General features: G+C 68.9%; 17 protein-coding genes. 13 read left to right on the top strand and 4 right to left on the bottom strand.

From position 1 onward, the window contains the following. Window positions 1–46: 46 nt before the first annotated feature. Window positions 47–3,967 (bottom strand): endo-alpha-N-acetylgalactosaminidase family protein, encoded by a 3,921-nt coding sequence (locus CIK71_RS02545; RefSeq protein WP_096163609.1) that lies wholly within the window; start codon window positions 3,965–3,967, stop codon window positions 47–49. 228 nt (window positions 3,968–4,195) lie between these two features. Here CIK71_RS02545 and CIK71_RS02540 point away from each other — a divergent pair, with 228 nt between their 5' ends. The 7 genes from CIK71_RS02540 to CIK71_RS02510 all read left to right on the top strand — a co-directional run bounded on the left by CIK71_RS02540 (window position 4,196) and on the right by CIK71_RS02510 (window position 14,092). Continuing rightward, entirely contained in the window at window positions 4,196–4,663 is a 468-nt protein-coding gene (locus tag CIK71_RS02540; RefSeq protein WP_096163608.1) for a glutaredoxin family protein, read from the top strand. A 105-nt stretch (window positions 4,664–4,768) separates the two neighbouring features. Next, the gene (locus CIK71_RS02535; protein ID WP_096163607.1) at window positions 4,769–6,520 is read left to right on the top strand and encodes a pyruvate dehydrogenase; all 1,752 of its coding nucleotides are present in this window, start codon (window positions 4,769–4,771) and stop codon (window positions 6,518–6,520) included. A 186-nt stretch (window positions 6,521–6,706) separates the two neighbouring features. After that, window positions 6,707–7,765, top strand: a complete 1,059-nt coding sequence (locus tag CIK71_RS02530; RefSeq protein WP_096163606.1) for a hypothetical protein — start codon at window positions 6,707–6,709, stop codon at window positions 7,763–7,765. A 2-nt stretch (window positions 7,766–7,767) separates the two neighbouring features. Continuing rightward, window positions 7,768–8,970, top strand: a complete 1,203-nt coding sequence (gene manA, locus CIK71_RS02525; RefSeq protein ID WP_096163605.1) for a mannose-6-phosphate isomerase, class I — start codon at window positions 7,768–7,770, stop codon at window positions 8,968–8,970. 401 nt (window positions 8,971–9,371) lie between these two features. Beyond that, complete coding sequence (locus tag CIK71_RS02520) at window positions 9,372–11,876, top strand: choice-of-anchor G family protein (protein WP_096163604.1); 2,505 nt, start codon at window positions 9,372–9,374, stop codon at window positions 11,874–11,876. Window positions 11,877–11,987: 111 nt separating this feature from the next. Then, complete coding sequence (locus tag CIK71_RS02515; protein ID WP_096163603.1) at window positions 11,988–12,740, top strand: DUF5819 family protein; 753 nt, start codon at window positions 11,988–11,990, stop codon at window positions 12,738–12,740. Continuing rightward, window positions 12,731–14,092 (top strand): HTTM domain-containing protein, encoded by a 1,362-nt coding sequence (locus tag CIK71_RS02510; protein ID WP_096163602.1) that lies wholly within the window; start codon window positions 12,731–12,733, stop codon window positions 14,090–14,092. Before CIK71_RS02515 ends, CIK71_RS02510 begins: the two co-directional genes overlap by 10 nt. 160 nt (window positions 14,093–14,252) lie before the next feature. Here the strand turns inward: CIK71_RS02510 and CIK71_RS02505 are convergent, their stop codons facing one another. After that, window positions 14,253–15,419 carry a MauE/DoxX family redox-associated membrane protein gene (locus tag CIK71_RS02505; protein ID WP_096163601.1) on the bottom strand — a complete coding sequence of 389 codons (1,167 nt, stop codon included), beginning with the start codon at window positions 15,417–15,419 and terminating at the stop codon, window positions 14,253–14,255. 118 nt (window positions 15,420–15,537) lie between these two features. Here CIK71_RS02505 and CIK71_RS02500 point away from each other — a divergent pair, with 118 nt between their 5' ends. From CIK71_RS02500 to CIK71_RS02475, 6 genes are all read left to right on the top strand, one after another. Then, a complete protein-coding gene (locus CIK71_RS02500; protein ID WP_096163600.1) occupies window positions 15,538–16,989 on the top strand; it encodes an aldehyde dehydrogenase family protein in 1,452 nt (483 codons plus the stop codon). Window positions 16,990–17,190: 201 nt separating this feature from the next. Continuing rightward, a complete protein-coding gene (locus CIK71_RS02495; protein WP_096163599.1) occupies window positions 17,191–18,531 on the top strand; it encodes a M48 family metallopeptidase in 1,341 nt (446 codons plus the stop codon). 317 nt (window positions 18,532–18,848) lie between these two features. Further along, window positions 18,849–20,279 carry an MFS transporter gene (locus CIK71_RS02490; RefSeq protein WP_096163598.1) on the top strand — a complete coding sequence of 477 codons (1,431 nt, stop codon included), beginning with the start codon at window positions 18,849–18,851 and terminating at the stop codon, window positions 20,277–20,279. 314 nt (window positions 20,280–20,593) lie between these two features. Further along, a complete protein-coding gene (locus CIK71_RS02485) occupies window positions 20,594–21,727 on the top strand; it encodes a hypothetical protein (protein WP_141393682.1) in 1,134 nt (377 codons plus the stop codon). Window positions 21,728–21,889: 162 nt separating this feature from the next. Beyond that, on the top strand, window positions 21,890–22,819 hold the full coding sequence (locus tag CIK71_RS02480; RefSeq protein ID WP_255411058.1) for a class E sortase: 930 nt from the start codon (window positions 21,890–21,892) through the stop codon (window positions 22,817–22,819). Continuing rightward, window positions 22,819–23,001, top strand: coding sequence for a hypothetical protein (locus CIK71_RS02475; RefSeq protein WP_096163596.1), 183 nt, complete (start codon window positions 22,819–22,821; stop codon window positions 22,999–23,001). Before CIK71_RS02480 ends, CIK71_RS02475 begins: the two co-directional genes overlap by 1 nt. A 54-nt stretch (window positions 23,002–23,055) precedes the next feature. Here CIK71_RS02475 and CIK71_RS02470 read toward each other — a convergent pair whose 3' ends face one another. Both CIK71_RS02470 and CIK71_RS02465 read right to left on the bottom strand, forming a co-directional pair. Further along, entirely contained in the window at window positions 23,056–23,664 is a 609-nt protein-coding gene (locus CIK71_RS02470; RefSeq protein WP_096163595.1) for a hypothetical protein, read from the bottom strand. Window positions 23,665–24,148: 484 nt separating this feature from the next. Next, complete coding sequence (locus tag CIK71_RS02465; RefSeq protein ID WP_096163594.1) at window positions 24,149–25,747, bottom strand: MDR family MFS transporter; 1,599 nt, start codon at window positions 25,745–25,747, stop codon at window positions 24,149–24,151. Window positions 25,748–25,789: the final 42 nt, after the last annotated feature.

Below are 25,789 nucleotides of genomic sequence, written 5' to 3'. Positions count from 1 at the left end.
ACGGGCCGGTCGTCGGGCACCCGGCGAGCCCTCCACGGCGCCGCGGTCAGTCGTCCGTGGCGGAGCAGTCCGGAGCGTCCTCGGCCTCGCCGAGGTCCTCCACCCGCAGGTTGTCCAGCACCAGGTCGTTCTGCGGACCCTCGCCCTGGTTCTCGATCCCGACCCAGGTCGCCTCGCAGCCGCCGGCGGTGAACTCGTGCTCGAACCGGGCGTCGGCGCCCCGCGCCTCGGGGATCGCCTCGCGCTCGCGGATCGTCGTGGTCGGGTCCTCGCCGTCGGCCGCGAGGGAGTCCCCGCCGACGACCAGGCTGTACGAGCCGTCGAACCCGGTCTGGTGGTCGAACGAGACCCGGTAGCGGTGTCCGTCCTGCAGCGGCAGCGACCCGGTGGTGGTGCGCAGGATCAGCCCGGTGTTCTCCTCATGGGCCATCAGCGACCATTCACCGTCCAGCACGTTGTCCAGCAGCTTACCGCCCTCGACCACGTCGCCGTCGGCGTTCGGGCCGTACCAGCCGGCCTGCGAGTAGGGCGCGTGCAGCTCGGCCAACTGGGTACGAGCATCGCCGCCCATCCCCGCGGAGCCGGTCACGAAGGGCCAGTACCCGGTGTCGACGTTCTCGAAGTCCTCGAACAGCACGGTCTGCTCCGTGGCGTCAGGATCCTCGGGGGCCACGAACGGCACCACCCGCACGTCGTCGACGCGCACCTCGGCGTCGCCCTCGCCGGCGCGGACGGCGAAGGTCACCGGGGAGCCATCGGTGGTGAAGGTGACTCGCGCCCGCTGGAAGTACTGGCCGTGCTTGTCGTCCGACGCGGTCGCGTTCACCGCCATCGAGGAGTCGATGCTGGTGGTCGCCGCGCCGTTCTCGCCGGCCTGGTGGGCGGTGGGCCGGACCCCGTCACCGGTGGCTGAGATGCTCACCTCGCGGGCATCCGACGGGTCGATCTGCACGCTGGCCCAGGCGCTGTAGGTGCCGGCGGGCAGGTCAGCGCTCGGATCGGCCGGGTCGTGGAGCTGCTGCGAGATGCCCGCTGCGTCGGCGCCGAGCACCGCCTGCAGGTTGCGGTTCTCGTCGGTCTCGATGTCGGCCGCGCCCTCGGGGGCCCAGTCGTCGAGGGTGCCGGAGAAGAAGCCGGGATCGGCGACGGGGCTGCCCTCGCCCCACTGCGGATCGACCTTCTGCGGCATGTCGCGCGTGGGATGGAGGACGTAGGCCGTGCCTGCCTTCGCCTCGAGCGTGACCTTGCCCTGGCGCACCGGGACGGTGATGCGCCCGCCGCGGCCGGTGTCGGAGAGCTCGTACATGACCAGGGAGCCCTGATCGGCCCACTCGGGAGTCAGGGTCCAGGTGGTCGTGCCGCCCTCGGGGTTGTAGTGGTAGAGCCGGTCGACCTGCTCAGCGGCGTCCTGGTCGGCGGCGCCCTTCTCGGACCCCTCCTGCTCCGTATCCCCGTCGGCCTCCGCACTGCCGTCGGACCACGGCAGCAGGTACTTCCCGTCCTCGTAGACGGTCGCGCCGCCATGGGTGATGGTGCGATCGGTGGGGATCTCGGTGCCGGTCACGGAGTCGACGTCGGACGTCGCGACGGTGCCGTTCTCGAGCACCACCTGGCCGTCGCCCCACTGCATGATCGGTGCCTGCTGCAGGTACTTGGTGGGCAGGTTGCGCTGCCACACCGTGTCGAAGAAGGCGTTCGCGTCATGATGACCGGTCCAGCCCTCGAACTCCTGCACGTTCGCGTTGGACAGCAGCGGGTCCGGGTTCCAGATGTCCTTCTGATCATTGTCGAGGAACCGGATCACCTGGGAGTTCACGCCCTTGTTGGTGGAGCCGCCGTAGTTCTCGTCGTTCGCCCAGTGCGACCAGGTCGAGGCCCGCGGCATCTTGTCGGCCCACTCGGTGGAGACCGCCCAGCCCTGCGCCTGCAGCTCCTGGGCGAGGCGTTGGCCCTCCCAGCCGTTGGGGTAGTAGACGTCCATGTACAGGAAGGACAGGTTCTCGGGAGCTTCGTCCCGGAATTCCTGGAAGCGCTCGAGCACGTTCCCGGTGCCGAGGTCCTTCGGGCCGTCGATCGCATAGGACTGGTTCATCCAGCCCCAGGCGGGCTTCAGCGGCTGCTGCAGCAGGTCCTCGGAGAAGGCGTGCGCCTCGGAGTAGGACTCGGTGGCGTTGACGTGCACGCCGAACGTGGCGTTCCAGTCCTCCCCGGCGGCGGCAAGGGTCTCGAGATCGTCCAGCCCGCCGGCGGCCTCGTTGTAGTGGCCCGCGTAATCGGGGTGGGCGGAGTCGTGCCCCTCGGCCTGATAGCCCTTGAGCATGACCGACTGGCCGAGCCCCTCGGTGGCCAGCGAGACCCGCTTGGTGTCGTCCAGCGTGCGCAGGAAGGGATGCGTGGCCTGGGAAACGATGTTGAACGGGATCCGCTTGATCACCTCGTTCTTCACGGCGTCGCCCCCGGTCACCTCCTCCTCGATGGCGCGTGCGGCGATCGCGGCGTCCTGCCAGTCCACTGCGCCGTCGTCGTTCGCGTCGGCGGCGAGCCGGACCCGCACGAACGGGTCCGCATCGGCCCCGATGCCCTGATCGGCGGTGGAGCCGCGCACCACGAAGGTGCCCGGGGAGACCGTCCCGTAGGAGGCGCCGTCGCCCTGGGCGAGGGAGACGATGTAGCGGGAGTTGTCGTTCTGCACCCGTTCGGCGGTCTCGCCGCCGGCGGTGTTGTCCTCGACCGCGTTGGTCTCGAACCCGGCGGCGAGCTGGTCGTTGTGCAGCAGCGCCACGTGCGAGGGGTCCGTCAGCGACGTGCCGTCCTCGAGCGAGGCGAGGTCGTAGAAGTGGTCGCCGCTGCGGTCACGGTCCACGGAGAGATCCGCGCCGACCACCTGGGCGCCGCTCTCGGTGCCGTTGGCGGAGGCGAGGTCCAGGCGCGGCACGGAGATCCGGTGGATCGCGTCGGAGGGATCCACGAAGTGCGTGAGCTTCCAGGTGAACACACCCTCCTTCACGGAGAGCACGGCGTCGAAGCTCGTGCCCTCGAGCTCCGGGACCGTGAGGTGATAAGTGGCGGAGGCGCCGTCCTCGGAGAGCTCCGGGGCCGTGACCTCGACGTCGTAGGAGACGTCGTCGATCACCACGGCGGTGTGCGCTGCGCCGTAGCGGCCCGCGAGGGAGGACCCGCCCATGGAATAGTCCACGACCTGCGGGAAGTCGGGGTGCAGGCGCACCGAGAGGTCCCCGTCAGAGATCGTGGCGGTGCCCTCGGGCGGATCCACGACGATCGGGTCAGGGTCCGCCTCGTCCCCGATCACGTCCACGTTCAGCTCGGCGAGGGAGGCGACCTGCTCGGGCGGCGAGGTCTCGGGATCCGAGGCCTTCCCGCCCCAGGAGCTCAGCCACACCACCTTCACGCAGCTCGCCTCGACGGGGGAGTCCAGGGTGATGGTGCGCTCGGTGGTGGCGTCGGCCAGGGAGCCGTCGAAGCTGCCCTCGGCGGCCAGGGTGTACGCGTTCTCCGCGCATTCGGGGTCGGTGGAGGTGTGCACCTCGTAGTCGCCGATGCGGCCCGACCCGTTCGAGTCCTTGCGCGGATCCAGCCGCACACGTGCCACCTCGACGGGAGTCTCGGAGACCTGCACCGACAGCTGGTGCGGCAGCTCGTCGACCTCGTCCTTCCAGGCGGTGTGCCAGATGGTCGAGGTGTCGCCGTCCAGCACGTTCTGCGCGGGTGAGCCCTCCTCGGCGGAGTCCGCCTCCACCACGCTCATCGCGCTCTGCGGCAGCGGCACGTAGGAGGGGTCGGCGCTCGCCGGCACGGTGAGGGCGAGCGGCGCGACGAGCGCACCGGCCGCGATCAGGGGCAGGGCACGCAGCGGCCGACGTCCGGAGCGTCGTCGGTCCCGAGCGGAGCCGCTCGAAAATCCTTTTGCATTTTTCGGGGCGGACGGGGAGGCGGGGTGGCGCGTCATCGGGGCCTTTCGAGGAGGGTCCGGTGCGCGCAGAGCGCTCAGGGGAGACGGCGCGACTGTGCTTTCGTGATGAGCGTTCGTGCGCGATCTGTGACCTGCCGCTCACTACTATGCACGATTCAGGGCGCTGCGGGGGCGGGGTTCGCGCAAGAAGTCGGCGCCGCTTCGCGGCCGGTCGGGTCGGGCCGAGTCGGATCGAGTCGGATCGAGCCGCAGTATCGTGGCCCCATGGATCGGCGCATCGCGAAGAACCTCGTGGTCGGCACGCTCGTCGTGGCCGCCGGGGCGCTGTTCCTCGCGCTCGAGGATCCGCGCGAGGGGGCGGCTTTCGCGGTGGCCGGCGAGATCGCCGTCATCGCGATCTCCGTGTGGTCGGGTCGTCGCGGACGACACACCTCCTGGGCACGCGCACAGGAGCTGCTCGGCTCCGGTCACGCCGTGGTGCTCTGGAAACCGGGCTGCTTCTACTGCGAGCGGCTGATGCTGCAGATCGGCAAGGATGCCCGCGTGACCTGGGTGAACGTGTGGCGGGACGACGCTGCTCAGACGCGCGTCCGCGCCCTGAACGGCGGCGACGAGCTCACGCCGACCGTGCTGATCGGAGAGGAGGCGCTCCGCAACCCCTCGGCCCGCGAGCTGCGGAACAGGCTGGGCTCGGCGGAGCCCGGGCGGGCCGAACGGCCTGCGCAGTCGTAGAGCTGACCTGACGGTCGCCTCCACGCCGACCTGCCGGACTACTCTCGAGGCAACGGACTCGAGTCGGGTGCCAGGCCCGGCTGCCACAACCTCGGGAGGTCACCGATGCCCCGCACATCCTTCGCCCAGCTCCTCGTCACCCAGCTCCGCGACCTCGGGGTCGAGCGCATCTACGGGGTGGTCGGCGACTCCCTGAACCCCGTGGTCGACGCCGTGCGCTCTACCGAGGGCATCGACTGGGTGCACGTGCGCAACGAGGAGGCCGGAGCCTTCGCGGCCGGCGCCGAGGCCCGCCTGACCGGGAAGCTCGCCGTGTGCGCCGGCTCCTGCGGCCCGGGCAACACCCACCTGATCCAGGGCCTGTACGACGCCCACCGCGACGGGGCCCCCGTGCTCGCGATCGCCTCCCACGTCCCCTCTGCCAACATCGGCACCGGGTTCTTCCAGGAGACCCACCCGGAGATCCTGTTCCAGGAGTGCTCCCACTTCTGCGAGATGGTCAACTCCGGCCCCCACGGCGCGACCATGCTCCACATCGCCGTGCAGACCGCGATCGCCAAGAGCGGCGTCTCCGTGCTCGTGCTCCCCGGCGATGTCGCCGACCAGCAGGTGGACGGCCCGCTCACCAAGGAGCTCGCCACGGACCTCGGACGGGTCCAGCCCGCCGCGGGCCCCGTGGGACGCCTCGCCGAGCTGATCGACGAGGCGGACACCGTCACCCTGTTCACCGGGGCTGGCGTGCGCGACGCCCGCGAAGAGGTGCTCGAGCTCGCCGAGCGGGTCAAGGCACCGATCGGCCACGCCTTCGGCGGCAAGGAGTTCATGCAGTACGACAATCCGTACGACGTGGGCATGAGCGGTCTGCTCGGCTACGGCGCCTGCTACGACGCGATGCACGAGGCGGACCTCGTGATCCTGCTGGGCACCGACTTCCCCTACAGCGAGTTCCTGCCCGGCGAGGGCGGCAAGAACGCTCCGAAGATCGTGCAGATCGACGCCGACGCCTCGCGGCTGGGCCGACGGGTGGGCCTGGACCTCGCCCTCCACGGCGACGTGGCACTCACCCTGCAGGCCGTGCTCCCGCTGCTGACCAGCTCCAAGAGCCACCGCTTCCTGCACCGCATGCTCAAGGCGCATCACAAGGCCCTCACCGGCGTGGTCGCCGCGTACACCAAGAACGTGGAGCGAATGAAGCCCATCCACCCCGAGTTCGTCGCCGCCACGCTCGACGACCTCGCGGACGACGACGCCGTGTTCACCGTGGACACCGGCATGTGCAACGTGTGGGGCGCCCGCTACATCACGCCCAACGGCAGGCGCCGACTGTTCGGCTCCTGGCACCACGGCACGATGGCCAACGCCCTGCCGCAGGCCATCGGCGCCTCGAAGGCGTTCCCGGATCGCCAGGTGATCTCGATGAGCGGCGACGGCGGCCTCGGCATGCTGATGGGCGAGCTGCTCACCGTGAAGCTCCACCAGCTGAACACCAAGATCCTCGTGTTCAACAACTCCAGCCTCGGCATGGTCAAGCTCGAGATGCTCGTGGAGGGCCTGCCGGACTACGGCACCGACCATGAGGATGTCGACTTCGCGGCGATCGCGAAGGGCGTGGGCATCGGCTCCGTGCGGATCACCGAGCCCAAGAAGCTCAAGAAGCAGCTGGCCGACGCCCTCGCCACTCCGGGGCCGATGCTGATCGACGTGGTCACCGACCCCGACGCCCTGTCCATGCCCCCGAAGATCACCGCCCAGCAGATCCGTGGCTTCGCTCAGGCTTCGACGAAGATCGTGCTCGGCGGCGGCGTCGGCAAGATGGTCGACATGGCGGCGACGAACATCCGCAATATGCCGCGGTGAGTCCGGGCGGGCCTGCTCCACCGCGCACCTGGTGGATTTTCTCCGTGCATGAGGCTCCGCCACGACTCGTGGGGAGGCCCTCACTCGTCGCTCGAGGTCTCCTGCCCCGCACGTCTCCCGTGGGGCACAGCTCGCATGTGGAATGCTGAGGCGCGGGGTCCGTCGTCGTACGTGGAGGGTTGCACCATGCCGTTGATTCATCCGCACAGCCTGGAACGCTGGGAGGAATGGCGTGCGACGCGTCGTCGTCCCGCCGCACTGCGCGGTGCCGCTGCCCGCGTTCTTCGCCGCTCCGGCTCCGCGGAGGCGAGCACTCCGACCTTCACGCTGCACACGCGCGACGGGGAGGACCGGTCCCGAGTGCTTCTCGGCGTCGACTCAGCCTCGTCGGCGAGTCAGGACAGCCTGCTGTCCGTGCTGACCTACTTGCACGGCACCGTGGACGTGCTCACGCCGGCGGATGTCGATCTGCCGGTGCTGAGCGGACCGGAGTGGGCGCACCGTCCGGTGTTCGAGCCGCGCGCCGCGCTCGCGGGTCGCGGCATCACCGCGGTGCTCACCACGGGCTGGGAACGGCGGGTGGGCCGTGAGGTCCATGCCTGGGCGCAGTACGCCGACGTGCCGAACGCCGTCGTCCAGCACGAGACCGTGACCCCGTTCAGCGCGCCCTTGCCCCCACGCACGACCCTGCTGGCCTGGAACGAGCTGGACGGCGAATTCCGCCGCTCGGGCCGGCGGGAGATCGAAGTGCGCACGGTCGGATCCCAGCGTCTCTGGCAGGCCGCCCATGACGGTTCCGTCGCAGAGAGCGAGCAGGATGAGCAGCCGCTGTTCCTGGGCCAGCTCAGCGCGATCGAGCTCCCGCGACGTCTCACGGCCGGCGCCGCGCAGTCCTTCTGCCGCTCCACGGGGGCGCTCTACCAGCCGAGCCCGGAGGACACTGACAGCCTCTCCCGCGCCACACAGGCGCTGATGCATCGTCGCGGGGTCACCTTCCAGGACCCGCCGATTGCGCCGCGAGAGCTTCGCAGCCCCGTCGTCTCGGTGATGTCCGCCGACATCCTCGAGGCGGCGGTGCGCGGCCTGCCCGCTTGGGTGCACTGCCCGCGCGCCCCGGACTGGCTGCACGAGTACTGGGAGCGCTACGGCATGCGGCAGGTCGGAGGGCCTGCGACGTCGGCTCCTCCGGTGGCGGCCGACGAACCTGCTCGGCTGGTCGCGCAGATCCTCGAGGGTGACGTCTGAGCATGCTCGAGCTGGAGGGGCATCCGCAGCATTACTCCTGGGGGTCGACGACAGAGATCCCCGACCTCCTGGGCCGCCCAGCCGACGGCACCCCGTGGGCCGAGCTCTGGTTCGGTGCCCACCCGCTCGGCTCGGCGACGACGCCCGGCGGGGAGCGACTCGATGACCTGATCGCGGCCGCTCCCGCCGAGATGCTGGGGGAGGGCGTGGGGAGAGCGTTCCAGAATCGTCTGCCCTTCCTGCTGAAGGTGATCGCGGCGGAACGGCCGCTGTCGCTGCAGGTCCATCCCACGAAGGAACAGGCGGTGGAGTCCTTCGCCGCGGAGAGCGCTGCCGGAATCGCCCTGGATTCGGCCCGGCGGAACTATCGCGATCCGAACCACAAGCCCGAGCTGCTGTTCGCGCTGACCCCGTTCACGGCGCTGTGCGGCTTCCGCACTCCGCGGCGGGCGGCGGTGATCCTCGAGGGACTCGGCACGGAGCTGACCGATCGGCTGCACGATCTGCTGGTCTCGAACCCCACGGCCCACGGGATGCGCGCGGCTTTCCGCACCCTCGTCTCGACCTCGATGCGCCCGTCCCAGGCTGCGGTGCTCGAGGTGGTGGCAGCCTGTCGGGCACGATCCCGGGCGGGGTCCTCTCCCTCCCCTCGCATCGACGCGTTCGTGTCGCTGCTGGCAGAGCATCACCCCGGTGATCCTGGCGTGGTCGCCGCGCTGCTGCTGAACCCCGTCACGCTGCAGCCAGGGGAGACGCTGTTCGTGCCGGCCGGAGCTCTGCACGCCTATCTGCACGGCACGGGCCTGGAGATCATGGCGACCGGCGACAACGTGCTGCGTGCCGGGCTGACATCGAAGAAGATCCACGTGGACGAGGTGCTCCAGAGCGTGAGCGTCACCGCCACGCCTCCACTCCGGGTAGCCCCCGAACGGCAGAACGCCACTTCGGTCGCGTACTACGCACCCGTCGACGACTTCGAGCTCGCGATCACGCAGCTTGCGGACGAAGGCGGGCCCCCTCAGAAGCTGCATCCGGTGCCGGGAACCGGTCCCCGGATCGTGCTCGGGCTCGACGGCGAGACCACTCTGATGACGGAGACAGGGACCCACACGCTCACGGCCGGCCGCGCAGTGTTCGTCCCGGCCGCTGACGGGGCGCTCCGCGCTGGCGGGGTGGGCCGGTTCGCTCAAGCGAGCGTTCCCTGAGGCGGGCTCGACAGCCACTGGGTCTGCGCGCAGCATCGTGCCGCCAGCGTTGCCGTGACCAGGTCGCGACGGCCCCACGAGGTTACTTCTGGGTTACATAATCGCAGGTCAGCGCATGGTAAGCGGCAAATCGGACATTGTCATAACGTTCGTGCAACAGGTCGGTCGTTTGTGTCGGCGCCGCACACTTCCCGAACGTTGTCTGAGAACCTCACAGGGGTCACTTCTGTGACTTCGTCGCGTCGCTTGTGCCCTCTGCTCGTGTGCGCGACCCACCACCCCTCTCACACGATGGAGCGAATGTGGAACGCCTGCATATACCGCCTCTGTCCGTGACTCGGCGTCGATCGACCTTGTTCAAGGGTCTCGTCGCGTCGGTAGCCACGGCGGGTTTGACTCTTATGTCCGTACCTCCGGCCCTCGCTGCCGAGACTGATCAGTCTGAAGCACTCGGCCGAGTCATCAACACCGACGTGCTCGCTCTGGACCTGGCCAACGCCGGGACCAGTCAGTCGGGCAACCTGAGCGACCCGGGCCCCAACAGCCAGCCGCTCAATGTCGATCTCCTCAACGAGAACCTGGCTCTCGATCTCGGCTCGCTGACCCTTCCGCTGCTCGGCACCGCCGAGGAGCGAGGCCTGCTCGATCTCGGTGAGGCTGGTGCGCTCTCGAGCTACACGGAGTCGCTCGACGCCACGACCTCGACGGCCAGTGCCGGTGCGGTCGGCGACGGCGGCGGTCTGGATCTCGACGGGATCGAGAACGGCACCTACGGCAGCGCGAACGTCGATTTGACGGATCTGCTCGCTCAGGCCGGCGTCGACGGGCTCACGGACGACATCGTCGACGAGCTCTCCCTGCAGCTCGGCGCTCTCGGCTCCACCGCGACCGCCAACGGTGAAGAGGTCACCTCTGAGTACGTGGTCGCGGATGGCCAGCTGGTCATCAGCTCGCCGCTCGTGGGCGACCTCTCGACCGAGCTCAACTCGGCGCTGACCGATGTCGGCACCGTGCTGAACGGCGCGGTGGGGGCGGACGGTGCGCTGGGTCAGGTCACCGAAGCTATCGCTATTGATACCGACCTCGGCGTCGCGAGTGTCAAGGCTGGCGGCGGGACGATCGGTCTCATCGGACTCGACGCTGCTCTCGACGAAGCCAGCACCTCGCTTCTTGCTGAGCCCCTCGAGGATTCGAACGGCCTCGTGAAGATCGACCTGGTCAATGGCACGATCGCCGTGGACCTGCAGGCACTCGGCGGCCCGGACGGCCTGAACGGTCTGCCCGCCAACACGGAGCTGCTGGATTCGGAGACCATCGGGCTCATCACCGGTGCGGTCACCGAGGCTCTCGGCACCGTGACCACCAAGGTCGGCGAGATCCTCGTGGACGACGTGTTCAACAACGTCGGCCTCAGGATTGAGCTCCCCGCGGAGATTCGTGCACTGATCGCGACGGCTAACGTCGATATCGTCGTGGAGACCACGCTTGGTCAGCTTGCCGGCACCGACGACAGCGACCCGACGATCGAGATCGACGGCAACCTGCTCGGCATCCCGCTCGGCTCCCTGCTCAGCGCGCTTGAACCGGTCGTGGAGACTGCGGTGATCACTCCGCTGCAGGGCGTGATCGGTGGTGTCGTGGACACTGCGACCACCGGCCTGACCAGCACTCTCGACGGACTCATCCAGCCCGTCCTGGACACCCTGTCCCCGGTGCTCTCCGGTGTGCTGACCCAGGTTGTCTCCGTGACGATCAACGAGCAGCCCGAGCCCGGCTACCTCGGTGAGGACTCCTTCACGGTCAACGCCCTGAGCCTGGAGCTGCTGCCGAACCTGGCCGCAGTGAATGTTGACCTGGCCTCTTCCACGGTGCGCGTGAGCGACGTCGTGGCCGAAGATCCGGCGCTTTCCGTGGATCCGGGGACAGTCAACGATGGTGACACCACTGAGGTGACCGGCGAGAACTACCCGCCGAACACTGATGTCGATGTCCAGCTGGTTGATCCTGACGGCAATCCCGTCGGCGATCCGGTCACGGTGACCACTGATGAGAACGGCGGCTTCACCGCCGAGCTCCTGGTCCCTGAGGGCAGCGACGCCGGCGACTACACGGTCGAGGGGACTGCTACCACTGGCGAGACCGCCACCACGGATCTTGGTGTGACCAACGATTCCGACGACGACAACGCTGCCGAGAACGGTGACGACAACGATGGCGTGAACGGTGACGACAACGGTGACGTGAACGGTGACGACAACGATGGCGTGAACGGTGACGACAACGCTGCCGACGGTGACGACAACGCTGCGGTCAACGGTGGCGACAATGCTGCGGTTAACGGTGGCGACAATGCTGCGGTTAATGGTGGCGACAACGCCGCTGAGGACGGTACGACCGACCCCACCATCACGGTGGACCCGGACACCGCCGCACCCGGTGACTCGATCACGGTTGACGGCGAGAACTTCCCGCCCAACTCCGAGGTCGAGCTGCAGCTGACCGACTCCGACGGCAACCCCGTCGGCGACCCGGTCACTGTGGTCACTGATGACGATGGCGCCTTCTCCACGGAGCTCGAGGTGCTCGAGGGCACCGAGCCCGGCGACTACACCATCGTCGCTACTGACGAGGACGGAAACTCCGCAACTGCGGATCTCACCGTTACCGGCAGTGGCTCGGGAGCCGATAACTCGGCGACCAATTCCGGCGAGTCATCCACCGGGGGCAGCGGCCTCAGCGGCGGCGGCTCGAACGGTAGTGGGTCGACCGTCAGCGGCTCGTCCGGTGGCTCCGGCAGCCTCGCCCAGACGGGCGCGGCCGGAACCGCTGCGATGGTCGGGCTGGCTGCCCTGCTCGTCGTCGCAGGTGCAGCGGGACTGCTCGTGTCCCGTCGCTCCGCACTCTGAGTGACGCGTAACCATCACTGATGGCCGTCGGGTCGACACTTCGGTGTCGGCCCGGCGGCCATCGGCTCGTCCTACCCCTCCCGGCACACTGCGCAGATCGGACCCCCTCGCATGGCCAAGCCCCGCATCCACCGCCTTCCCGCCGTCGTACTGACCATCGTCGGACTCCTCGCGGCTGGCCACATCGGCGCGACCCTCGCCTTCACCGGCCCCAACACTCCGCTGAAGGAGTCCCTGCAGCCGACGTTGAACAGCTATTTCCGCGGCCCGCTTGACCAGGGCTGGAGCCTCTTCGCGCCTGCCCCCTACTCAAAAGATGAGTACATGGTGGTGAGGGCCTGCCTCAGTGAGTACGACGTGTGTGCCGGGGGAGCCGACGCGGGCGCTGAACTCACCCCGTGGCGCAACGTCACCGAGGATGAGTTCGCGGAGATCGACTACAACATCTTCGCAGACCGCGGAGCCCGCCAGTCGAAGGTCATGCACGGGCGGTTCTGGTCCGCAGCCTCCAATCTCACCGGTGAGCAGCAGACCACAGCTGAGGGGAACCACATCGACGGTGAGCCCGTGTTCGGAGTTGATCTCTACTCCTCCGAGGCGGAGGAAACCTACAGCTCGTCCCAGCTGAGCAACTTGCGGCGCTATCAGCGACTTGAGGACTCGGCCGTGGGCCTCGGCAGCCTCTATATGTACGAAGACTACGGCGACGATGTCACCTTGGTCGAGGTGCGCATGCTCCGTGAAGCTGTTCCCCCTTTCAGCAAGCGCCATGATCCCTCTGCGGAACTATCCCAGTCGTGGCTCAACATCGGATGGCGTCCCGCCACGGAGTTCGATGAGGAGGTGTACGCGGCATGGTCGTGACCGACACGCGCAACTCCACCCCGATTCGCACCTGGGCACGTGGCAATCGTGACCTGCCCGGTCGCCTGCTGGACCGCATCGTGGGATGGTTCGTCACCGACCGGCACGCCGACCACGGGCTTGCGGTCATGCGCATCGCCTCCGGCAGTTTCCTGCTCGGCTGGCTGCTGGTGAACCTTCCGATCGCCTCCCGCATCTGGGGGCCGGGCTCCGCGTACTGGCAACCCTACCGGGGGAATCTCGGTTACAAATTCCCCTTCGACCTGCTGCAGCAGGCCGGGAGCGGGTTCTTCTGGCTCTGGTACGTCGTCACGATCGCGCTCGTCGTCGCCTTCGTGCTGGGTTGGCGCACCCGTATCGTCACGCCGCTGCTGTTCATCGCGTACACCGCGCTGAACGGGCAGAACACGCCGATCTCCGACGGCGGCAACTACTTCATCCGGATCATGCTCATCTACTTGATCCTGGTGGATGTCTCCCGGCGCTGGTCGCTGGACTCGCGTCGCCGTGCGAAGAAGAGCAGCCCCGAGACGCAGACGGGCTCCGTGCTGCACAACATCGGGCTGTGCCTCGTCGTCGCGCAGATCTGCATCGTCTACCTCGAGGCCGGCCTGTACAAGGTCCAGGGCACGCTGTGGCAGAACGGCACCGCCGTCTACTACCCCCTGCAGTCCGAGGCGTACGGGGTGTTCCCACCGCTTGCGGATTTCATGACCCACTGGACGTTCCCGGTGGTCATCGCTACCTACGTCACGGTGCTCGCGCAGATCGCGTTCCCGTTCCTGTTGTTCAACAAGATCACCCGCCGTATCGCCCTGATCGTGCTGCTCGGCATGCACGTGAGCATCGCGATCGCGATGGGCCTGCCGTTCTTCTCCGGGATCATGGCTTCGGCGGATGCAGTGCTCGTCTCCGGCGCCACGTGGATCGCGATCGTCACCTGGCTGCGCACCACGCTCACCGGGAACCGGGCCGCGCAGGCCATCGGCGTCCGTGTCACCGCTATGCGTCGCCGCAGTGGCAAGAAGTCTGCAGGCGCCGACGGTTCCGACTCGGCGGCGGACGGTGGCAGGACGGCCGAGTCCTCGACAGTCGATTCGGAGTCCGAGTTCCCGGTCGCGGACGACACGGATAACTCGACGCAGAGCGCTGACGACTCCGCGACCTCCGACAGCGACGTGACGTCTGACGGCGTGGACGCGTGGTCCGATCCCGCTGAGACGGCAGAAGGGTCGGCATCATCGGTACCTGCAGACGAGCAGAACCTCGTCGACGCGGCGGCCACCGCGCAGAAGACCCCGCGGGGACGGCGCCGAGCCGGCGGAGCCGCTTCGACGATCAGGAAGAAGTGAAATCGGCAGTGACGGCCTTCCCGCCGATCTGATCGCTCGCCACGCATCCTGACGTGGCTTCTCTCGCCGGAGGGAGTGCGCTCAGCGAGTCCTTCGAGGGGGCGCCCATCCTCGGATGGGCGCCCCAACGTTGTCCGGACCTGGAGCGGACGGCCGGTGATCAGTCCTCGGCGACCGGAAGCTCGCCCTCGGCCTGCGCCTGCTGCAGCTGCTCCCAGATCTCGTCGACGAACTCGATCACGGTGCTGCCCCCGCTCACCGGGCCACCGGCCAGGAGCCCGTCGGCCCCCAGGAGCACGGCGCTGGGGGCGCCCCGCCCGCCGAGCGCTTCACGGGCGCTGAACTGGACATCATGCAGGGCATGCTCGCCCACGCGCCCCGTGGTGCGCTCGCGCAGCTGATCCACCGGACGGGACAGCACGGCCTTCACCTGCAGGAAGGGGGAGAGGTCCTCGATCCACCGCGGCATCTGGTCGAGCACCCGTTCGCACGGCCCGCAGCCCTCGCTCACGAACACCAGCAGCGCCGCACGGTGGGAGGCGAGCTGGCGCAGAGTCATCAGGGAACCGTCAGAGCGCTGCAGGACGCCCGCCGGGATCCTGTCCCGCTCGTAGTCCAGCAGCTCGTCCTCCTCCGGGAGCCCGTCGACGTCGTCCGAGTCCGTGAACCGGGCGGAGGCCGCCGCGCCGCCCGCGGACTGCGCGCTGTCCGCGGACTGCGCATCGCTCACAGGCTGCGCGCCGGCGGCAGAGAGCGCGTCGCGCGGGGATCGTGAACCGTCAGCGGCGTGCGCCGTCTCGTCGTCCTCCGGCGTCGTGCCACCGATCGCGAGCGCCGTGACCAGCACCGCGAGGATCAGCACGGTGCCCAGCCCCATCAGGGCCAGGGGCTGACGCACGAGGATGTGCGTCATCAGCCCGGAGCCCGCGGCGATCACCCCCAGGACGCCCAGCACCGAGAGCACGATGTTGCGCACCAAGGTGGTCCGCGAGACGGTCGGCGAGGCGAGCGTGCCGAAGCACGAGCACTCCACGGTCTCCTCCCAGCTCAGCGCCCGCGCGATGATCACCAGATAGGTGAGCATGAGCAACGCGATCACCACCGACGCCATCACCTGCAGCGGCACGAACGGGATCCACACCGCCAGCGCCAGCACGATCTCCACCACCGGAAGCACCGAGGCCACCGAGCGATGGAAGGAGCGCAGCGGGATCCGCAGCGAGGTCATCGCGTCCTCGGTGCCCTGACGCGCCTCGAGCTTCGCCAGCCCGGAGAACAGCAATGTCAGGGACAGCAGGATCGGTGCCGCGATCAGCAGGGTCGTCATCGAATTCCTCCCTCGGCGGTCCGCGCCTCGGCCCGTCGTACGTGTCCATTGTCCGGGATTCGGAGGCATCGTGGAGCCGAGCCCACCGTGTGCGCAATGTGAGCCCTACGCTGAACCCATGGCGACTGACGTGAACTCCTCGACCACCTCCGCCGACCAGCCGGAGACCGCCTCCGATAACGCCCTGCGCGCCCGGATCACCGATGACGTGACCGCGCTGCGCGACTCGTTCGAGGCAGGCACCACCCGCAGTGTCGATGCGCGTCTCGCGCAGCTGAAGGCCCTGCAGCAGGGGCTGCGCGCCGAGCGCGGCCGGCTCACCAAGGCGCTCGCGCAGGATCTGGGCAAGTCCCGGCTCGAGAGCGCGATCACCGAGCTCGGAGTGGTCAGCGAGGAGATCAGCCAGATCTCGAAGAACCTCAAGCGCTGGCTGAAGCCCGAGCGGTTCTCCCTGGGGGCGATGCTCGCCCCGGCGTCGGCCGAACTGCGGCGCGAGCCGCTGGGCACCACGCTGATCATCGCCCCGTGGAACTATCCGGTGAACCTCACGCTGTCCCCGCTGATCGCGGCGATCGCCGGGGGCAACACCGTGCTGCTGAAGCCGAGCGAGGTGGCTCCGGCGACGTCCAGCGCGATCGCCTACCTGGTGGCCGCGCATCTGGATCCCGACTGGGTGCGCGTGGTCGAGGGTGCCGTCGAGGAGACGACGATCCTGCTCGAGCAGCGTTTCGATCTCATCTTCTACACCGGCAACGGTCACGTGGGCCGGATCGTGGCCCGCGCCGCCGCGGAGCACCTCACGCCGACGGTGCTCGAGCTGGGCGGGAAGTCCCCGGTGTTCGTCGACGACGGCGTGGACCTCGCCGTGGCCGCGCGCCGCATCGTCTGGGGCAAGTTCACGAACGCCGGGCAGACCTGCGTCGCCCCCGACTACCTCATGGCCACACCGCGCACCATCGAGCACCTCGTGCCGCATCTGCGCCGGGCATCGCGCGCGATGTACGGGAACCGGCCCGAGCGCGCCCGCGACTACGGCCGCATGGTCAATCGCAAGCACTTCGACCGGGTGCGGGCGCTCATCGACAACGACAAGGCGGTGCTCGGCGGCACCGCCACCGCCGACCGCAGGAACCGTTACCTGCCGCCCACGATCATGACCGACGTGGACTGGGACGACCCGGTGATGGGCGAGGAGATCTTCGGGCCCGTGCTGCCGATCCTCGCCGTCTCCGGACCCGACGAAGCCATCGCCCGCATCCGTGAGCGGGACAAGCCGCTGACCGCCTACGTGTTCACCGCGAAGAAGAAGCTCGAGGAGCGCTTCGCGACGGAGACCTCGTCGGGCTCCCTCGCGATCGGGATGACTCTCGCGCACATCGGCACCCCGGCCCTGCCGTTCGGCGGCGTGGGGGAGTCCGGTATGGGCCAGTACCACGGCCGAGCCGGGCTGGAGGCGTTCACCCACGCCAAGCCCGTCGCCCGCAAGCCGCTCACGCCGGACACGCTGAAGCTCGTGTACCCGCCGTACCGCGGGGCGAAGAACGCCCTGCTGGGCCGGCTGTTCCGCTGAACGGTGCCGGTCATGCACCGTCCGGCTCTCCGCACGGAGCGGGGTCCGACGAGCGGCGAACCCGGGGTCGCCGTTCGGCTGGACTCGCTCCGCCCTGCGTCCATGATCAGCCGCGAAGCGGCATCCAGGGTGGCTCAGCACAGGAACACGGTCTAGCGTCGTGCCGTGACCCACCGCGGGCCGATATACGGAGGAGCCCCTATGACGACGCCACCCCCTGGGCCCCCGTGGCCCTCCACCGACGAGCAGCAGCCGGGCCTCACCGCCCCGAAGGATCCGCACCGCCCCGGTGACCCGACAGTCCTCAACGGCGCCACCGTCCACGGAGTCGTCGGCCGACGCGGAGTCAGGCACCCCTGGGAGCTGTGGCTGCTCGGCGTCGGAGTGGCGCTCGCGGTCATCGGCTATCTCGCCTGGATCACCCTCATCGGCACGACCATCTACCTCTGGTTCGCCGAAGGCCAGGCCACGGTGGACACGCTGTGGCAGTACGTGGGGGTCCTGCCGTTCTTCGTGCAGCTCGCCGTCCTGCTGCCGCTCGCCCCGATCGTCTACTGGTGGATCCGCGCCACGATGTATGCCCAGCTGCGCACCGGCGCGGTGCGGATGAGCCCCACCCAGTTCCCCGAGGGCTACCGGATGGTGGTCGAGGCCGCCCAGCAGTACGGCATGCGGCGCGTGCCGGACGCCTACGTGCAGCTGGGCAACGGCGTCATCAACGCCTTCGCCGCCGGCCACGGCTTCCGGCGCTTCGTCGCGATCAACTCCGACCTGTTCGAGATCGGTGGGAAGGCCCGCGACCCCGAGGCGCTGCGCTTCGTGATCGGCCACGAGGTGGGGCACCTCGCCGCCGGCCACGTCTCCTACTTCCGTCTCGTGTTCTCCACCGTGATCAACATGATCCCGATCCTGGGCCCGGCGCTGTCCCGCACCCAGGAGTACACGGCGGACAACTTCGGCTACTCCTTCGCCCCCGAGGGCTCGCCCGGCGTGGTCGCCGCGCTCTCCGGCGGCAAGTACCTCAACGCCGAGGTCAACGTGCATGAGCTGGCCGATCGTGCCGCGACCGATCCGAGCTTCTTCGTGCACTGGGTGAACCTGATGTCCTCCCACCCGGTCACCACCTGGCGCGCGCACGCCCTGCGCGACCGCACCAAGCCGGGCTCCTTGTGGACCCGCCCGTCGGGCACCGTGTTCCAGTCCCCGCTGCCCCCGGGCCACGTGTGGTCCTCGCACTTCCCGACGCCGGGCGACGCGCTCGGCATGCTCGAGGCGGCGGACCTCTCCCGTCCGGCGGGCTCGGCCGGCCAGTTCGGTCGTTTCCCAGGCGCGGACTACAGCGATCGCCCGGCCACGCGGGCGCTCCAGCTGGCCGCCCCCGAGCTCTCCTCCCGCACCGGGTACAGCTTCCCGCCGGGGCCGTACCGGGATGATGCCCGCGGTCCGCTGGTGGCCGAGTCGATGAATCCCTTCGGGCCGACGGGTCAGTCCGGGCCGGGACACACGGGCCAGCAGCCTCCGGCGCAGCCGCCGCAGAGCTGATCGTCGGCGACGGGTGACGCCCGGTGGCGGGCCCGCCATCGGCCTCACCTGCCGCTGAGCGGCTCCGCGGACGGGCTGACCGAACCTGGTGCCGTGGCCGTGGCCGTGGCCGTGGCCGTGGCCGTGGCCGTGGCCGCGCCGACCGTGCCGACCGTGCCGACCGTGCCGACCGCACGGTCGCTCAGAGAGCACCCCTCGCCCTGATCACGCGGCGACCAGTCGGCGCCTCGGTGGGCACGCGAACAGATCGCCGCGTGCGCTGTCCTTCTGCTCACCACACCCTCCTCAAAAATGCAGTGGATGCATAAGGTGGCGTCGTGATCCCCAACCCCAGCGCACCGACTGCTGCGGTGCGTCGTAAGCCGCTGCTCGCCGTCCTCCTCGCACCCCTGTTCATGGCCCTCATCGCCGTGAGCGTCATCAACGTCGCCCTCACGGCGATCGGCGAGAGCCTCGAGGCGGATTCCGGCGGGCTGCAGTGGGTGATCTCCGGGTACGCGCTGGCCTTCGGCATGCTGCTGGTCCCGGCCGGCCGCACAGGCGATGCCACCGGCCGCCGCCGCATGCTCGTCATCGGCATCAGCGTGTTCACGATCGGCTCGCTGCTCAGCGGCCTCGCCCCGTCGGTCGAGATGCTCAACGTCGCCCGCATCCTGCAGGGCATCGGCTCCGGCCTGCTCAACCCGCAGACCGTCGCCCTGATCCAGCAGCACTTCCGCGGACAGGACCGCGCCCGCGCCTTCGCACTGCTGGCCACCACGGTCGCGGTGGCCACCGCCCTCGGCCCCGTCATCGGCGGCGCCCTGATCCAGCTGCTCGGCCCTGATCAGGGCTGGCGATGGATGTTCCTCATGAACGTCCCGATCGGCGTGGCCGCCATCATCGGCGCCTTCAAGTTCATCCCCGACGACAAGGCCCGCGGCAAGGCCAGACCGGACCTCGACCCGATCGGCGCCATCCTGCTCTGCCTGGCGATCCTCGGGATCATGCTGCCCTTCCTCGAGCGGGGGAACAGCGCCCTGGTGTGGCTGGCGTTCCCCGGCGGCCTGATCGTGCTGGGTCTGTGGTGGGTGTGGGAGCAGCGGTACCGCAGGTCGGGGCGCCCCCCGATGGTGGACACCGCGATCTTCGCGAACAAGGCCTTCCGCAACGGCATCCTCATCGTCTCGGTGTACTTCCTCGGCGTCACCAGCGTGTGGATCATCGTGCCGCTCTACCTGCAGATGCACCTCGGGCACACCGCGTTCGAGGCCTCTCTGATGGGCCTGCCATCCTCGGTCGCAGCAGCGATCTCCTCGCAGGTCGCGGGCCGTTACGTGCTCACCCTCGGCCGACGCATGGTGATCACCGGCTTCGGTGTGGCCTTCTGCGGGCTGGGCGGGACCGCCGTGCTGGTCGGCTTCGTGGAGAGCGGGTCCATCCCGTTCTGGTGGATGGCGGCGCCTCTCATGCTGATGGGGCTGAGCCAGGGCATGACGGTCTCCCCGAACCAGACCCTCACCCTGAACTCCGTGGACCCCCGCTTCGGCGGTGTCGCCGGCGGCATCCTGCAGCTGGGCCAGCGCACCGGCGCCGCCGTGGGCACCGCCATGATCCCCGGCATCATCTTCTCCCTCACCGAGGGCGGCACCGAATGGCTCGAGGCCTTCGTCATCGCCCTGGTGATCATCATGGCGCTCACCCTGGCCGCGATGGCAGTGAGCTTCGCCGACCGCGCCCGCGAGAAGGCGACCCCCGGGGCGCTGTGACATGCTGATCGCCCACAGGGGCGGGCGACGGCGACCGAGCGAGGATGCGAATGGTCAGGGCTGGACGGCGCGGTGAGAGGGCGAAAGCGCTCTCGCTGGGGTGGGGCGAGGACACCGATCCGCGGACCGCGCCCCTTCTGCCCGGTGAGCCAGGGGCGTACGGGACGCACGGCGTGACCCGTGACGTCGCGAGCGGGGACAGTGCGGACCCGAGCGGTGCCGCTTCCGGCCCCCCCCCCCCCCACGCTGACCCCCGCCAGCGCCTGTCTCCGCGCACTCGGCGCGTCCTCGCCATCGGCCTCGCCCTGGCCCTGGTGGGCGCTCTCACCGTGGGCCTTCCTCGGCTGATCTCGACCACGGGCGACCCCGAACAGGTGGCGACCGACTTCCTGCAAGCCATCGTGGACGGAGACATGGAGCAGGTGCGCGCGCACGTGGAGGACGCTCCCGATGCCAGCGACGCGGCGCTGACCGCAGAGATCCTCGAATCCGCGACCGGCCGCCTGGAATACTTCACGGTCGATGACGTCGACGTCTCCGCCGGAACAGCGACGGTCACCGTCACGCTGGGCAACGGCGACCGGACCAGCACCGCCCGACTGGACCTCACCTCGCGCTCCGACAGCGCCTTCGCGCCTGTCCGCTGGGATCTGGCGCCCGTGCACCTGCCGGAGTTCCTCATCGATGTGCCGGTGGGTGTGCAGGAGGTCCTGATCAACGGGGAGCCCGTGTCGGTGACGGACCTCGTCTCCATGGAGAACTCCTACTCGCCGCAGGTCGCGCTGCAGCTCCTGCCGGGCACCTACGAGATCACCGTGGCGGATCCCGGTCCCTGGCAGGAGGCGCCCCGGGTCGCACTCGAGGCGCCGCCGGTGCTGGGCACCTGGCGGAAACCGATCCACGATCTGCAGCTCGATCTCGACGAGGCCGGTCGCCAGCAGGTCCAGGGGCTGATGGGGGCAGAGCTCGAGGAGTGTCTGCGCAGCACCTCGTCCCTCGTCGAGGACTGCCCGTTCGCTGTGTCCGAGCCCGGTGACGGTGAGCCTCCACCTCCCGAGAGCCCGGAGGGCCCGGGAGACCCTGAGGACGAGGAGACGCTGAGAGCTCCGGACGGTCCAGGGACCTGGACACTGCGCGATCCCCCCGAGATCGACGTGCACCCGATGGAGAGCTTCCTCTGGAGCGTGAGTGCGACCGCGGTCGCGGAGTTCACCGCGACGGACGCTGAGGGAGTGGGCGAGGAGTCTGCGGAGCGGGTGCGCATCGATGCCGAGAGCATCGCGTACATCGGTCCGGACGGGCAGATCCGCCTGGAGTCGATGTCCTCCAGCGGCTTCGGCTACACCTACTGCACCGATTCGGAGACCGGGATCGTCAACGGCATCGCGGTCTCGACGATGGCAGGGAAGTGGAACGAGGACACGGATCCCTGCGCGGCGGGGAGCTAGCATTTCGCAGGGGCGAGCGTCGTCCACTGAGGGATACTGGGTACGAGAGCTGCTCCGCCGTAGTGTTCGATCATTGGCGGCCCCGAGGCGCCGCCGCGACCGGGGTGGACCTCTTCCCGACTCCGAGGGTGCTCAGACCCTCACGTTTTCGAAAGCTGGACGATGGCCTCACGCCCTGCCTGCCCTGACCGCGCCAGACGCGGCGGTCGACTCCGTACGGCCGCCGGAGTCCTCGGCGAAGTGCTCCTCACCCTCGGTGCCGTTCTGCTGCTGTTCCTGGTCTGGCAGCTGTGGTGGACTGACGTGGTCGCAGACCGCGACCAGTCCGGCATCCTCGCCGGACTCGAGGACGAATGGGGAGAGGTTGATGCCGAGCGGATCGCTCCGCGTCAAGATGGTCCGCCGCCTGTTCCCGACGTGCTCGGAGAGGACAAGGTGTGGGGCACGATGCACGTGCCCAAGTTCGACCGTGACCGGTTTCCTCTGGCCGAGGGCGTGAGCCTCGAGCGCGTCCTGAACGTCAAGGGCGCCGGCCACTATCCGGAGACCGCCCTGCCGGGCCAGGTGGGCAACTTTTCTGTGGCCGGCCACCGCAACACCTATGGACGCGTCTTCGAAGGCATCGCGCGCCTTGAGCCGGGCGACCCCGTCGTCATCGAAACCGCTGACGCTTTCTATGTCTACGAGGTCACCGAGTCCCTCATCGTTGACCCCAGCGCGGCCGAAGTCATAGCGCCCACCCCTGGCCAGCCAGACATCGAACCGACCGAACAGATGATGACGCTGACCGCCTGCCACCCGATGTACTCAGCGCGCGAGCGATACATCGTCCACGCAGAATTCGCCTATTGGACCATTCGTGACGATGGCATCCCTGAAGCTCTCGCCACCGACGGTTCCCAGCAGGGTGACCCCGATGCCAGTGCAGCTGCATACAGCCCCTCGCTCCTCGCGGCCGCGTCCGGTGACGATGCCGAGACCGCGGGCGCTTCCCCAGAGCTCGGTGCAGCCTCCACCGCGGAGCCGACATGGAACACCGCGCTCAGTTCGTCTCTCGCGCCGAAATCCGTATCCCGAGAGGAGCGCATCTGATGTACGCCTGGATGTTCCGACACCTCCCCGGCACCCTATGGGTGCGTATCGCCATCACCGTGCTTCTCCTCGCGGTGATCATCGTCGCGCTGTTCGGTGTGGTCTTCCCTGCCATCGCGCCCTACATGCCCTTCAACGACGGCCTCGTCGAGACGCACGGAGACGCACCGGCTGGGCCATAGACGCGCCTCAGGACATGGCTGCCCGTCCCGCGAGCTCCGTCGGCACGGCGATGGTCATGCAAGTCCATCGTGCTGGCTGTCGTCTCCATCGTGCTGGCTGTCGTCATCGGAAGGCGACACGAAATACCCGGCATCCGTGCAGGCGGGGCCAAGTCGATCCAGGGGCTCCTGAAGGCCATCCGAATACAGATCGCCGTGGAGGGCATCGGTGAACGGCTGCTGAATATCTGTCAGGGCCTCGCGAACAGCATCGTCGTCGACCACGTCAATCTCCTCCTCGAGGAGATCTCTGGTGGCCTGCACCTCGTCGATGCGGTCCTCGGGGACTGTCATGGCGCTGCGTCCGACCAGCTTGAACATGTTCGACGTCAGGACGTTGGCGTTATGAAAGATCGTCAGCGTCGAGGGTGTATCGAAAACATCTGCGCAGACGAGCGCGGCGGGCTTCGTGCTGGCCTCGCCGTCCCCACCGACCCATGCTGCGGCCTCCGAAGACGGTGCGCAGGCGGAGGCCAGCCCGGCCCACGCGTCCTCGAAGGCGTCCAGATCCGCGTCGCTCCCTCGCGCAGGCTGCTCGCGCATCCAGGTCGCCAGCGGGTCGGCAGCCTCTCTGATCGGCGCAGGCGCCTCCGAGAACTCTCTCTCAACGTCTTCGCCGGTCAACGCATAGAAATCAGGATCGCTGGGGCCAGCTGACGGCGCGGTCGCCGCCCGGTCGAGAACATCCCTGGACAGCCGTGCACCATAGTTTGGGTCGCCCCAGAACGACCTGCAGGACGAAACGGTCGCGGGGTCCTCACTTGGCGAGCTCGTGGAATCGTCCGTGGCGCCACTCGAGGAGGTGGACGGAACGTCGCCGGCCGGGGCCTGAGGCGTGCACCCTGCAACGCACACGGCTCCAAGAAGAAGGACGGCGACGACCGTGTTCTGCGCGCGCCGGTGCCAGCGCGGCTCAGAGACGTTCCCCGAACGATTCCGCGGGTGCCGATCAGGGGATCGGAGCGCTCTGGGGCTGCCCGCCGTGCGACGTGCGACAGGGGATCGACGCGGTGTGGGAGGGGTGTCCGCCGTCGTCGGCTCAGATGGCTGGTCTTTACGCACGCTCCATCATGGCATGCACCCACGGGCCGGTGGCGAAGGTCCGCCGTCAGCCGGCGGCGCCCGGGCCCTCCGAGGACCGGACGTCCGGTCCCTCGGAGCTCTTCGGAGCCTCCGCAGCAGCGACCGGCGCGTTCGCGGCGTCGGCCGGATTGCGGCGGATGAACAGCGCGATCACCACGGTCGCAACGCCGAGCACTGCCGAGAGCGTGAACGCCACCGAGGTGCCGCTCGCGATGCCCTCGAGGTGGGTGCCGCCGTCCGCGACGGTTCCGGAGGCGACGCGCGACATGATCGAGACCATCAGCGCGGCGCCGGCGGCGCCCGCCACCTGCTGCACGGTGCCGACGATCGCCGAGCCGTGCGGGTACAGACGCTTGGGCAGCGAGCCCAGGGCAGTGGTCATCAGCGGCGTGAACACGAAGGCGAGGCCCAGGGACATCACCACGTGGCCCACCACGATCAGCCACGCCTGCTCGGGCACGCGAGACATGATCCCGATGCCGATCACCACGGCGATCAGGCCCGGGACCAGCAGCGGCCGCGGCCCGACCCTGTCGAACAGGCGGCCCACCAGCGGGGCGAGCAGGCCCATCGCCAGGCCACCCGGCAGCATCATCAGACCCACCTGGAGGGTGGACAGCTCCGCCACGCGCTGCAGGAAGATCGGCAGCAGCACGACCACGCCGAACATGGCGCCCATCATCACCACCATCAGCCCCACCGCGACGCTGAAGTTGCGGGTGGCGAAGGTGCGCAGATCCAGCAGTGCGCGCTCGACCTTCTGCAGCAGCACCTGGCGCCACACGAACAGCGCGAGCGAGACGACCCCGATGACGAGGCAGACGATCGCCGCGGTCGGCGCCCCGCCGGAGACGGCGTCGGACGCGGCGTCGGCCGCTGCGGACTGGTCCTGACCACCGGAGATGCCGGTGAGCCCGTACACCAGGGTGCCGAAGCCGACGCCGGACAGCGCCACGGACAGCAGGTCCACGGGTTGGGCGGTGGCCTCGTCGACGTTCTCGATGCGGCGCAGCCCGAACAGCAGGGCGATCACGGCGATCGGCAGCACCAGCAGGAACAGGGCGCGCCACGGCGCGAACGACAGGATCAGCCCGGAGATCGTGGGGCCGAGCGCCGGGGCCACGGAGATGACGATCGAGATGTTGCCCATGACCATGCCGTGCTTCGAGGGCGGCACCAGGTTCATTACCGTGGTCATCAGCAGCGGCATCATGATCGCGGTGCCCGAGGCCTGCACGATGCGACCGGCCAGCAGCGGCAGGAACGACGGGGAGACGGCGCAGATCAGGGTTCCCACGGTGAACGTGGTCATCGCGATGGTGAACACCTGACGGGTCGAGAAGCGCCCCATCAGATATCCGGTGGTGGGGATGACCACGGCCATGGTGAGCATGAAGCCGGTGGTCAGCCACTGCGCGGTGGTCTCCGCGAGGTCGAGGTCGTCCATGATCGGCGGCAGCGCCACCGACAGGATCGTCTCGTTGAGGATCACGACGAACGCGCTGACCAGCAGCAGGATGATCACGCTGCGGCTGCGCGGGTCGATGGCGTCCGACGTGCGCGCCGGGGCGGATGCGACCGGGGCGCGGGCATCGTCCGCGGAGAAGGATTTGGGGCGTGTCATATCGGTGTGCTCGGAGGCGTCGGGGTCGTGGTGCACCGGAGC

Source organism: Brachybacterium alimentarium (assembly GCF_002332425.1).
GTDB lineage: Bacteria > Actinomycetota > Actinomycetes > Actinomycetales > Dermabacteraceae > Brachybacterium > Brachybacterium alimentarium.
The sequence above is the reverse complement of the archived record's forward strand: the minus strand, read 5'-3'. Positions and strand labels throughout refer to the sequence as shown.

Coding starts and splice junctions, on each gene's coding strand:
- CIK71_RS02510 (WP_096163602.1), top strand. CDS start 12,731: ATGGTCGTGACCGACACGCGCAACTCCACCCCGATTCGCACCTGGGCA.
- CIK71_RS02475 (WP_096163596.1), top strand. CDS start 22,819: ATGTACGCCTGGATGTTCCGACACCTCCCCGGCACCCTATGGGTGCGT.
- CIK71_RS02540 (WP_096163608.1), top strand. CDS start 4,196: ATGGATCGGCGCATCGCGAAGAACCTCGTGGTCGGCACGCTCGTCGTG.
- CIK71_RS02530 (WP_096163606.1), top strand. CDS start 6,707: ATGCCGTTGATTCATCCGCACAGCCTGGAACGCTGGGAGGAATGGCGT.
- CIK71_RS02520 (WP_096163604.1), top strand. CDS start 9,372: ATGTCCGTACCTCCGGCCCTCGCTGCCGAGACTGATCAGTCTGAAGCA.
- CIK71_RS02495 (WP_096163599.1), top strand. CDS start 17,191: ATGACGACGCCACCCCCTGGGCCCCCGTGGCCCTCCACCGACGAGCAG.
- CIK71_RS02535 (WP_096163607.1), top strand. CDS start 4,769: ATGCCCCGCACATCCTTCGCCCAGCTCCTCGTCACCCAGCTCCGCGAC.
- CIK71_RS02505 (WP_096163601.1), bottom strand. CDS start 15,419: ATGACGACCCTGCTGATCGCGGCACCGATCCTGCTGTCCCTGACATTG.
- CIK71_RS02515 (WP_096163603.1), top strand. CDS start 11,988: ATGGCCAAGCCCCGCATCCACCGCCTTCCCGCCGTCGTACTGACCATC.
- manA (WP_096163605.1), top strand. CDS start 7,768: ATGCTCGAGCTGGAGGGGCATCCGCAGCATTACTCCTGGGGGTCGACG.
- CIK71_RS02545 (WP_096163609.1), bottom strand. CDS start 3,967: ATGACGCGCCACCCCGCCTCCCCGTCCGCCCCGAAAAATGCAAAAGGA.
- CIK71_RS02480 (WP_255411058.1), top strand. CDS start 21,890: ATGGCCTCACGCCCTGCCTGCCCTGACCGCGCCAGACGCGGCGGTCGA.
- CIK71_RS02500 (WP_096163600.1), top strand. CDS start 15,538: ATGGCGACTGACGTGAACTCCTCGACCACCTCCGCCGACCAGCCGGAG.
- CIK71_RS02465 (WP_096163594.1), bottom strand. CDS start 25,747: ATGACACGCCCCAAATCCTTCTCCGCGGACGATGCCCGCGCCCCGGTC.